This is a genomic window from Nitrococcus mobilis Nb-231 (assembly GCF_000153205.1).
In the GTDB taxonomy this organism is placed as follows: domain Bacteria; phylum Pseudomonadota; class Gammaproteobacteria; order Nitrococcales; family Nitrococcaceae; genus Nitrococcus; species Nitrococcus mobilis.
The window spans coordinates 2,939,121-2,949,401 of sequence record NZ_CH672427.1 but is presented as its reverse complement, the minus strand read 5'-3'; the positions used below and the strand labels follow the sequence as shown (position 1 = coordinate 2,949,401).

Genomic DNA, 10,281 nt, shown 5'->3' with positions numbered 1-10,281 from the left:
AAACCGGCGATCAACTCCACCAAATGACCGGCTCACCAGCCGAACGGAATGACCTGGCCGTGCTCAACTGGGGCAATATAGGTGGTAGAAGAGTGAACCGAACGTTGCGACAACTCTTTTTGCTCTACTTCTGCGTCATGGCCCTCGAGCGCGCAGTGCCGGCACGGGCAGGGACGTTGGAGGGAATCGTAACCACGCCGGCGGATCAACCGATCAACGGCGCGATGGTGACGGTGTTCAGCACCGATCGGCTGCGCAAGGAGACCGTCTTCACCAATGGCGATGGGCGGTATTTCATCGACGTCAGCTTCGGTGGCGAGCTGACGGTCCGGGCGCGAGTCCCGAACTTCGCCGATCAAACGCAGAGGTTGACGCTCGACCGCAATGATCGGCGAACGCTCGATCTGCAGATCGGTCCGTTCGAATCCGAGCTCGACCGCTCCAACGCGCTTCCCGCATCGGCGCACCTCACGTCGCTCCCGTGGCATGACGCCGTGGAGCGTCAACCCTTCATCGCGCAGTGCAACTACTGCCACCAGATCGGAGACCCGCTCACCCGAGGCAAGCGAAGTGTGAATTCCTGGAAGAAATCGATAAAAAAAATGGAAGGCTACATGGCGATCGTCACGGACGCCCAGGTCGAGCGGTTCAGCGAAGTGCTTGCAACCGGCTTCGACGGGCAGCCGATCGACATCGTTCAGACCTACGACGCCAGCCCCGAACTCGCGCGTGCCAAGATCGAAGAGTGGCTAGTTGGCGACGGTATGTCCTTCATCCATGACACCGTGGTCGGCGCAGACGGAAAGCTCTACGGCGTGGACGAGGGCCACGACGTCGTCTGGGTGCTCGATCGCGAGACGGCCGAAGTCGAAGAGATCCCCCTACCCGATTCGGATTTACCGGTGGGCGGAATGTTCTCGGGCGCGGCGCTGCCAATTGGGATCTTCACCGGTAAGCACGGACCGCATAGCCTCGTGCAAGCTGAGGACGGGCGTTTTTGGATCACCAATGCCCTTTCGGCAACCTTGATGGGCTTCGATCCGCAGCGCAAGGAGTTCGAGGTGATTGAGATCGGCAAGGGTGCGCTCTATCCGCACACCATCCGTATCGACAACAAAGGGATCGTTTGGTTCACGATTGCCGTGTCAAACCAAGTGGGACGCTTCGACCCGCAGACCAAAGAGCTCCAGGTGCTGCAGCTTCCGCACAACGGTTTTTGGCGTTGGGTCACCGATACTTTCTTTCCGGCGCTGCTCGGGTACGCGGCTCGAACACCGCGCGGCAATAAGCCCATTGAGCTTTCACCGCACAAGTTGCTCGATGGCATCGAGTACCAGGATCTCTTCAATCTGCCCTACGGCATCGACATCAATCCGAGGGATGGCGGTGTCTGGTACACAAAAGTATGGGCGGACAAGATCGGCCACGTCGATCCAAAGACGCTGGAGATCACCGAGTACGACACGCCACTCAAGGGGCCCAGGCGCCCGCGCTTCGACGCCGATGGAATCCTTTGGATTCCCTCCTTCGACGAAAGTGCCCTGCTGCGCTTCGACCCCACCACCGCCGAGTTCAAGGTCTACCCACTACCAACGCTCTCGCCGGACGAATACGAGACCCCCTACGCGCTCAACGTTCAGCGCGAGACCGGAGACGTCTGGATCACCGCCAATATGTCCGATCGCATCCTGCGCTTCATTCCACGCGAGGAGCGCTTCGTTAGCTACCCGAGCCCGACTCGCGTCACTTGGCTCCGTGACCTGGTGTTCACCGACGACGGCAAGGTCTGCTCGAGCTCGTCGAACCTCCCGGCCTACGCCATCGAAGACGGGGTTCCTTCGTTCATTTGCTTGGATCCGGAAGGCGGAGGGAAGGATCGGGTGGAGCAAACCCACCCGCGCTGAACCGAGCTTATCTGTAGTGACCGGAAGCCCACTGCGCACGTAATTCGGCCGGCTCATACTTGTACATACTTTATGTACAAGTATGGAAAGCGATGATAGAGATTAGCCTAACAGAAGCGCGACGGCGCTTGAGCGAACTGCTGGATCGGGCGGAAGCTGGCGACAGGGTGGCGATCCTGCGCAGGGGGCATCCACCGAGTGAGCTGGTGCGGCATGTTGCCGCGCGCGGGCCTTTGCCGGACATCACCGAAGAAGTCAACACGCTCGACATTCAGGGTGAGACCGTTCTGGAGGCGCCGCTGCCGAAGAGATCGCGCATCCTTGCACGCTTCTGACGTGACGCAGCGTCTCGGCCGTGACCGTTCCAGCAGACCTCGCCCCGAGACCTGCCCCCACTCACCGGCCTGCCGAGTTCAAGGTACGAACCGAAACACTGCGATACCAATCAGCAAAACGACAAAACGCAAATCAGCGGCGTGGCGAAACAGCACATTTTTTATGTTTTTAGAATCATCAATAATCATAGTTTTGACCATCTGTATAGAACAGCGGCTTGACCACGATAAGTACCATTCTGATCTATCATATTCCATACAATAGAATCTTCAACGAGAAACCGCTTTCCTGAAGAAGATATTCGCACACCTTTATAGTCTTCTATAAAACCATACTTGGTTACACGTGCAAGCAGTTGCTGTCTTTCTTCTCTGATTTGCTGCTCTGCTGAAATCCTCGATGGCAAGTTGACAAAATCAACCCATTTCATCTCGAAGAGTTCTAACGCAATTTTATTGCCATAGTTGAAGACCGGATCAACTTCCGTATTGTGTGAGACAATAGCAAATGGTGCTTCGAATAGCGATCGATAGCGGTCTTTATCAGATAGCGTGGGATCGACCAAATTCCTACCCGTCATACGAAACAGGCTCGACAAGATCAATTCCGCATGTTCGCCAAGATAGTCATTCTCTGGGCAAGGCTTACTAATCTCTTTCATATGCGGATGTTTCTCTGGTAACCCAATCGGGGTAAGGCGAAGCCTCACGGCCCCGCTTCTCCCACACTAGCCCAAGTTTAACGTCCCCAAAAATAACTTCCCGATACTCAGAGAGTTAAGATCGGCCGCGGCGGCGAGTGGCACTACATTACGTTCATTTTATAAATCAGCGGGCTCACACGATTGTTTTCTGCACGCCGCCCGGGGCGGGATCGGCCCCGAGGGCCTGATAGATTCGCGCCTGATCGGGCTCGGCGCGGGTGGCCTTGCGCACGTGCAGGGTGCGGCCATCGCCGCGGTTGAACGTGGCGGTGACCCGGCACTGGCCGGCGAGGGTATCGCGTAGCGTGCTCCAACGCTCGCAGATGCCGTGGGCGGCGAGGCGGTGGCGGATGAGCTGGACGAACTGATAGGCGAGCACGGTGATGAACAGGTGCCCCTCGGCGCGCTCTTCCTTGTGATGGAAGATCGGGCGCAGGCCGAGCTCCGATTTCAGGCTTCGGAAGACCGCCTCAAGGTCGGTGAGCATGATGTAGGTGCGCCACATTGTCTTCTCGTCCCAGCCGGTCTCGTTGCTGCGCAGGCAATAGACGCCCGGCTCGGTGACCAGAGAGCCTTTCACGGGCAGGCGCTGCCAGTGGATCGCACGGGCGCGCTCGCCGCTGTCACCGGCGATCACTTCAATGTGGTAGTGCTGGCCGAGGCCGCGGCTTTTCTCCTTGAGCCGCCCGATGCGCTCCCAGAGCTTGTCGATGCGCTTGGTGGTGCCCCGCCGGCTGAGTCCGGTCGCAAGCTTGTCGAGCCCAGCCTCGAAGCGGTCCATCAGGCGTCCGGCGATCGCTTGCTCCTTGCGCACGCGGCCCTCGGAGCGACAATACAGGCGCACCTCCTGGCCATCGGCCGAGGGCACTTTGAGTAGCTCCACGGCCTGCCCGCCGGCGTTGTCGAGGGTGATGGCCTCTTTAAAATCGACCGCGCGGCGGCGCTCGCGGCTGACCACCAGATAGCGGTAGCCCTGCTCGGCCAGCCAGGCGAGGTTGGCCTCGGTGGCCACCCCGCGGTCCATGACCACAAGCGCGCCGGCGGGCGCCGCGAGGCCGGTGAGCATCCCCTGGAGGGTCTGCGCCTCGGCCGCATTGCCAGCGAAGACCCGCGAGCGGCGCACAAAGCCGCAGCATCGAGCACCAGCGCCAGGGTGAGCAGCGGGCAGTCGCTGCGCCGCTCCTTGGAGTGGCCGTGGCGCGCGGCCCGGATTGACCGGTGCCTCGCCCTCGAAGTAAGTGTTGGTCAGATCGTAGAGCGTGATTGTCGGGGCGAGCGCGAACAGATCGCTCACCCGGGCGAACAGATGCCCTTCGAGGGCCGCGCGGTGGCGCAGCAGGATATCGGAGGTACGGTAGAGCTGCATCGGGCTCATCGCCTCGAAGTCCACCTCCAGCAGCTCGCCGAGGCCGCTGCGCCGGGCGAGCCACTGATACGTCGCCCGCTCCGAGCCCGGGGCGGCCATGCGGGCAACGATCAGCCCCAGCGCCGCCGCACGTTGCGGGCCGGTCAGCCCCAGCGCTTGGAGCTGCTCCTCCAAGCCCGCCTGGCGCAGCGCCCACAGGGCGAGCTGCTCGACGCCCACCGAGCGCGGGCGCACCAGTGAGAGCGAGTCCACGTCCACCGACTGCACGTCACCCCCACCGCCGGGTACACCGCCAGCATCGGCCGGTGCCGGCGTACCGCCCTGCTCGGCGAGCAGCCGCGCCGCAATACGCTCGGCCTGGCGCTCGACGGCGAGCGGGAGGCCCTTCCCCTCCTCGTCGAACAGCGCCGCCTGGCCGCTGAGCCGTTGCTCGATGCGCGCACACAACGCCGACCAGTGTGCCTGCGCCACTGGGAAGTGCCGCCCCAGGTTCAACAGGGTGCGCTGGCGGACCTTACCGGCGCGCCGCTCGGAGCGCACCAGACGATACGTGACATACGACTCGCCGGTGGCCGTGCTGCGGGTCTGGGTGCGGCGGATGAACATGCCCGCGAGGCTAGCGTGGGCGGGCGCTCCGCACAAGGGGTAACAACAAATATTATGGCACTACATCCAGCGCGCCACCCTCACCACTATACGAATCAATAACTTCTCTTCGCATACACGCCCAAATCAGCCCGAAATCAGGCAGAGAGCGTTAAAGATGGGCTAGCGCGATAGTCCTCCTCGGCGAAGAAGCAGGCTCGGCGAGTGTTGCCGCGCTGAATCAGGTGCAATGGTGCATAGCTTCGATTTCTCCGGGCACGGAGGTGAGTGATACTTTCGCTGTCGAGGGGGAGCTTGCGAAATGGGCAAAAACCGCCCTTGAGCGCTGAGCAGGCCAAAGCGATCGAACGTCTGCAGCGCGAACTCGTGGAGCGCAGTCAGGTCATCGGCGAGTTCACGGTAGCGAATCGCATTCGCCCCCAGACCAGTCCCGCTGCTAACAATAACCAGCCGGCCCTATATACCCGAATCGGTACCATGGATAATAAAATGGGGAACTGTACCAGAACCGATTGGGGCAGGAACCATAAGCCATTTGCCGTGGTTGCAGCCAGAGATGATGTGCTTCCACAGCGACGACGGGATAGCGGTAAGCGTAGCCACCAATCTTGCGCGGCTCCGAACCTACCAGCATGCCGACCACGGTCACCGAACGACCGGCCGAGTAGATAACCGGATCCAGGAAGTCATTGATCTTTGCCATGAAGCGCCCTTGATTGGCGCCGTCGGTCCGCGGCCTACCGTCATCATCCAGCGGCTGGCCCATGATCAGCAATACAGTTTCCTGCGCGCGGTTCTCAACCTCGACGAGCGTTCCACCCCAGCGCACAGCCAGCCCCCGATAATCATTCGGTCGAGCATGCACCTGAGCGAGCTGCGGATTATTAGCAGGCGCGTCGGGGATCACCGGTTGTGAGCCGCAGCCACTCAAAACGAGTAGCATGCCCGCGAAAAGCCACCACCTTTGCAATCGCATACCATTGCACCTCGCTTGCACGGCTATGATGCTCGGGTGCAACAACCTTTCTCATCGCTAAAACAGACTCTGCAACACCCATAGCAATCTCAAGCCGCGTGCTTGTGGCGAACGTAATTGATCAGGCTGCCATGCATCAGAACCTCGATCTGCCGCTCACTTAAGGAGTGCCTAAGTAGATAGACCTCATCGCGGGTCCGATTGTTCGCACGCAGTTCATCGCCCTGGCGCAAGGCCTCGTGAATCCCCTTGATCTCGAGGACATCACCTTGGCCTATCCGCTGCCAATCTTCCGGATTGCGGAATTGCAGCGGCAGCACACCAAAATTAATCAGATTCTGCCAATGGATCCGGGCAAACGATTTGGCAAGCACCGCCCGCACGCCGAGATAGGCGGGGCAGACGGCCGCGTGCTCACGGCTGGAACCCTGACCGTAATTATTGCCGGCGACGATAAGCGAGCCGTGCCGTTGATATTCCATGGCCCGTTCGTAGTAACTCTCATCCAGACGGCTGAAGGCGAACCGGCTGATCGCCTCGATATTGCTGCGCAGCGCCAACACCTGCACGCCGGCCGGCATGATCTCGTCGGTCGAGACGTCGTCGCCGGCCTTTAGCAGCACCGGCCCCCCGATCTCGTCTTGGAGCGGCTCGAGCGCGGGCAGCCCGCGAATATTAGGTCCCTTTTGCAGCTCGACGGCGGCGCCGTCCTCCTCCGGCGGCTGCAGCACATCCGCCGCACTAGCCAGCCTCTCGGGTTCCACGAAGCGCGGATAAACCCTATCGAGGGTACGCGGGTCCGTAATCACGCCGGTCAAAGCCGATGCCGCCGCCGTCTCCGGGCTGCACAAATAAACCGCGTCCTCCTCGGTGCCGGAGCGCCCTGGGAAATTGCGCGGCACCGTGCGCAGGCTGATGCGGCCAGTGGCCGGCGCCTGCCCCATGCCGATGCAACCATTACAACCGGTCTGATGCAGCCGCGCCCCGGCCGCGAGCAAGGCGCTCAGCAAATCGAACTTGATCAGCGAGTCAAGGAGTTGGCGTGAGGTGGGATTGATATCGAACGACACCCCCGGAGCGATCTGCCGCTCGGCGACCATGTTGGCAGCGATGCCGAAGTCACGCAGCCCCGGATTGGCGGAGGAGCCGAGATAGCTCTGATAGATCGGGCGCCCCGCGACTTCACGTACCGGCACCACATTGCCCGGGCTGCTCGGCAGCGCAATCAGCGGCTCGATCGCGGCGAGGTCGATCGTCTCGTGCACATCGTAGTCCGCGCCGGCGTCGGCTTGCAGAGGGCGCCACTCGGCTTCACGGCCTTGCTGGCGCAGAAAACGCCGGGTCTGTTCGTCCGAGGGGAAAACCGTCGTCGTCGCTCCCAGTTCCGCCCCCATATTAGCAATCACATGGCGGTCCATGGCGCTCAATTCGGCAAGGCCCGGGCCATAATATTCGATGATTTTACCCACCCCGCCCGCCACGCCGTGGCGGCGCAGCATCTCCAAGATCACATCCTTGGCGCTGACCCAGTCGGGCAGCTTACCGGTCAGGCACACCCCCATGATCTGCGGCATCTTGAGATAGAACGGCTCGCCCGCCATGGCCATGGCGACCTCCAGCCCACCGGCGCCGATCGCCAACATGCCGAGCGAACCGGCTGCACACGTATGGCTGTCGGAGCCCAGCAAAGTTTTGCCGGGGGCGCCGAAACGTTGCATATGAACGGGATGGCTCACGCCGTTGCCGGGCGGACTGAACCACAACCCGAACTTGCGTGCGGCACTGCGCAGAAAGAGGTGGTCGTCGGCGTTTTTGAAATCCACCTGGAGCAGATTGTGATCCACATATTGGGCGGAGAGCTCGGTGCGCACCCGGGCTAGACCCATGGCCTCGAACTCCTGCATGGCCAGCGTCCCGGTGGCGTCCTGGGTGAGGGTCTGATCGATGCGCAGTCCAATCTCCGCACCCGGCTGCATCTCGCCCTCCAACCGATGATCGGCGATGAGCTTGTGGGCGACAGTATAGGCCATGAGCCCGGCCTCCCATTTCACGAGCATGCGCTTATAAGTCTAATGCATACGGGCCGGCGGCGGGTTTTACAACCCCCTTTTAGTTTATGGAGCCTGCCTCGCCTGGAGAGCCTCCTCGGCCTCCATCCAAGCGCTCTCTAGGCTTGTCTGGCGGCCTCGCAGTTCGCCCTGGCGCTGCAGCAACTGCCTTAGACGCTGTTTTTCACCGGCTTCGTACACCGCCGGCTCGGCAAGCTCGATTTCAATCGCACTCATTTCGTCGCCCACCCGTTCCAGCTCCTGCAGCAACTCGTCGACCTGCTGGCGCAACGGCTGCAACGCAGCCCGTTGCTGCGCTTCTCGACGCCGCTCCGCCTTGCGCACCGCCGCGCGGTTAACCTTCTCGGTGTCACCACCGGCAGTATAGACCTGGCGTTGACGGCGGCGCTCACCAAGCCATTGCCTATAATCCTCCAGATCGCCGTCGAAGCGCCGCACGCTCCCGTCGGCCACCAGCAAATACTCATCCACCGTGCTATTGAGCAGATGGCGATCGTGGGCGATGGTGACCGTTGCCCCGGCAAAGCCTTGCAGCGCCACGACCAAAGCATGGCGCATCGCCAGATCCAGATGATTGGTCGGCTCGTCGAGCAGCAACAAATTGGGGCGTTGCCAGACCAGCAAGGCCAGCACAAGCCGCGCCCGCTCGCCGCCGGAAAGTGGCGCGCAAGCCGCGGTGGCCGGCTCGCCCGAGAAGCCAAAGCCACCTAGAAAATCCCGCAGCTCCTGCACCTGCGCCGCCGGGGCCAAACGCTGCAAATGCTGCAGCGGGCTCGCCGCGGTGTCGAGTTGCTCGAGCTGATGCTGAGCAAAATAGCCCACCTCGAGACGCGGACTGCGGGTCAGCGCCCCGCTCCTAGGTGTTAATTTCCCTGCTAAGGCCCGCACCAGAGTGGACTTGCCGGCACCGTTCGGCCCCAGTAGACCAATCCGGCTGCCCGGGCGCAAACTCAGGCGAATGTCGGACAGCACGGCGCGATCGGCATAACCAAGCGAAACGCCCTCAAGTTGCAGCATGGGGTTTGAAGCTTTGGGCGGCTCGGGAAAAGCGAACTGGAACGGTGAGTCCACATGCGCCGGAGCGACGCGTTCCATGCGCTCCAACGCCTTGACCCGGCTCTGCGCGGCACGCGCCTTGCTCGCTTTGGCCCGGAACCGGTCGATGAACCGCTGCAGGTGTGCGATCTCCCGCTGCTGCTTATCGCGCAGGGCCTGTTGTTGGGCGAGTTGGGCCGCCCGCTGCCGCTCGAACTCGCTGTAACCACCCCGATAGTAACTCAGCTGCCGCTGCTCGATATGGGCGATTCCGTCGATGACCGCATCCAAAAATTCACGGTCGTGGGAGATGAGTATGAGTGTGCCCGGATAGGCACGCAGCCAGCCCTCGAGCCAAAGGACCGCCTCCAGATCCAAATGGTTGGTCGGCTCGTCGAGTAGCAGTAGATCCGAGCGCTGTATAAGCGCGCGGGCGAGATTCAGCCGCACCCGCCAACCACCGGAGAACTCCTTGACCGCTTGCATCTGCTCGGTGGCCGCAAAACCGAGCCCGTCGAGCAGCTCCGCGGCGCGGGCTCGGGCGCTGTAACCATCGATGGCATCGAAGCGGGCGTGGCTGGCGGCGATCGCCTCCCCCTCTCCCGAGGCCTCGGCCGCGGCCATGGCGCGCTCCACTTCACGCAGCTGCGCATCGCCGTCGAGGACATAATCGATGGCCGCGCGCGCGAGCGCCGGGGTCTGCTGGCTCATATGAGCGACGGCCAAGCCGCTGGGCAATGCCAGGTCACCGGCATCGGCCTGCAACTCGCCGAGCAGCAACCCGAACAGGGAGCTTTTGCCCGAACCGTTCATGCCTACGAGGCCGATCTTGTGGCCGGGGTAGACGACGAGATTGGCCTCTTCCAGGAGCGGCTCGGGACCGCGGCGCAGAGTAATGTTTCGCAGTGTAATCATGGCGCCGCAGATTAGCCGCCTTAGGCGCTCAGCGCAAAAGCAGACGCGCCGTTAGTCCTCGAGCGGCGCCGGGGTGGCGCAGTTCCAGCAGGCGGCGAATTGGCCTTCGATCCGCTCGCCGCAACTGGAGCACACCCAAGCGGGCGCCGGCAAGCCGGTGGTGCCGAGCACTTCGCCGATCAGCCGCCGCGCCAGCTCGTAGTCCTCGTCGTCCACCCAGAGCTCGGGCCAGATGGCCGTAGGCGGCAGCTCGCCGGCGCCGCCGGTGAGATAGAAGTTGCGCACAAAATGATTGATGTTGCGCCGTTTCAATATTTCGGCCAAATGCCCGACAATGAGCAGATCCGACGATGTGTAGACCCGCTGCACGG

8 protein-coding genes are annotated in these 10,281 nt (G+C 62.0%); 2 read left to right on the top strand and 6 right to left on the bottom strand.

Annotated features, from left to right (window positions below):
- The first annotated feature begins 92 nt into the window (after positions 1 to 92).
- Entirely contained in the window at positions 93 to 1,904 is a 1,812-nt protein-coding gene (locus NB231_RS13430) for a carboxypeptidase regulatory-like domain-containing protein (protein WP_040664099.1), read from the top strand.
- A 92-nt stretch (positions 1,905 to 1,996) separates the two neighbouring features.
- Entirely contained in the window at positions 1,997 to 2,239 is a 243-nt protein-coding gene (locus NB231_RS13425) for a type II toxin-antitoxin system Phd/YefM family antitoxin (protein ID WP_005003808.1), read from the top strand.
- 185 nt (positions 2,240 to 2,424) lie between these two features.
- Here the strand turns inward: NB231_RS13425 and NB231_RS17950 are convergent, their stop codons facing one another.
- The 6 genes from NB231_RS17950 to NB231_RS13400 all read right to left on the bottom strand — a co-directional run bounded on the left by NB231_RS17950 (position 2,425) and on the right by NB231_RS13400 (position 10,279).
- Positions 2,425 to 2,901 (bottom strand): MEKHLA domain-containing protein, encoded by a 477-nt coding sequence (locus NB231_RS17950; RefSeq protein ID WP_156777125.1) that lies wholly within the window; start codon positions 2,899 to 2,901, stop codon positions 2,425 to 2,427.
- A 175-nt stretch (positions 2,902 to 3,076) separates the two neighbouring features.
- On the bottom strand, positions 3,077 to 4,915 hold the full coding sequence (locus NB231_RS19755) for an IS1634 family transposase (protein ID WP_005003802.1): 1,839 nt from the start codon (positions 4,913 to 4,915) through the stop codon (positions 3,077 to 3,079).
- A gap of 436 nt (positions 4,916 to 5,351) precedes the next feature.
- Positions 5,352 to 5,891 (bottom strand): Slp family lipoprotein, encoded by a 540-nt coding sequence (locus NB231_RS13415; RefSeq protein ID WP_005003798.1) that lies wholly within the window; start codon positions 5,889 to 5,891, stop codon positions 5,352 to 5,354.
- An 89-nt stretch (positions 5,892 to 5,980) separates the two neighbouring features.
- Positions 5,981 to 7,921, bottom strand: a complete 1,941-nt coding sequence (locus NB231_RS13410) for an aconitate hydratase (RefSeq protein ID WP_040662432.1) — start codon at positions 7,919 to 7,921, stop codon at positions 5,981 to 5,983.
- Between the two features lie 84 nt (positions 7,922 to 8,005).
- Positions 8,006 to 9,910: an ATP-binding cassette domain-containing protein gene (locus NB231_RS13405; protein ID WP_005003794.1), complete on the bottom strand. Its 1,905-nt coding sequence runs from the start codon at positions 9,908 to 9,910 to the stop codon at positions 8,006 to 8,008.
- Between the two features lie 51 nt (positions 9,911 to 9,961).
- Complete coding sequence (locus NB231_RS13400) at positions 9,962 to 10,279, bottom strand: putative signal transducing protein (RefSeq protein ID WP_005003792.1); 318 nt, start codon at positions 10,277 to 10,279, stop codon at positions 9,962 to 9,964.
- Positions 10,280 to 10,281: the final 2 nt, after the last annotated feature.